Annotated in this window: 1 protein-coding gene; it reads left to right on the top strand. The window is 40.5% G+C overall.

The annotated features are described in order from the left end of the window. Positions 1–583 (top strand): hypothetical protein (locus BKH45_RS08950; protein ID WP_180675736.1); only part of this gene is annotated, 583 nt, incomplete at both ends.

Raw genomic sequence — 583 nt, 5'->3', positions numbered from 1 at the left:
TAACACTATTAATGCTTCGGGCGGATCAATCATTTCAGGGAACATCACCAACTCCGGAGGGACTAACACTATCTCTTTGGATAACTCCAATATGAGTGGGGCATTGAACATTTCCAACAATATCTCTTTGAAATTCTCCAACAATGCAAAAATGAGTAATAAGATTACTATCGCCGGAGGTACACTCAATCTTGATCTCAAAGATAGCAGCACACAAGATGTTGCTTTATCTTGGGGGACTGTCAATATCAACGGGGCTACTCATGCAAAAATAGGATCAATCGGATCTTCTACCGGGACAATTAACCTCAATAACCTCAAAGATGTCTCTATTGCCAAGATTAGTGATGGGGACAGTTCTACCGTGACTTTGAATCTCTCCGGAGAACAAGTGAGTATAGCAGGGGGAATTGATGTCCCTTCAACTGCTAATACAGCAGCTGCTAATATTACTTTAAAAAATTCTGCCCTCAAGGATTTGAATTTATCTCAAACCCTGGCTAAGGTAAACCTCACTCAAAGCAGTGTGGGGAATATTACTTCAGCTTCAGGTAATGCCCAAGCTTTTTTGAAGATTGATAAT

Origin of the sequence: Helicobacter sp. 11S03491-1 (assembly GCF_002272835.1) — a bacterium.
In the GTDB taxonomy this organism is placed as follows: Bacteria; Campylobacterota; Campylobacteria; order Campylobacterales; family Helicobacteraceae; genus Helicobacter_J.
The sequence above is the reverse complement of the archived record's forward strand: the minus strand, read 5'-3'. Positions and strand labels throughout refer to the sequence as shown.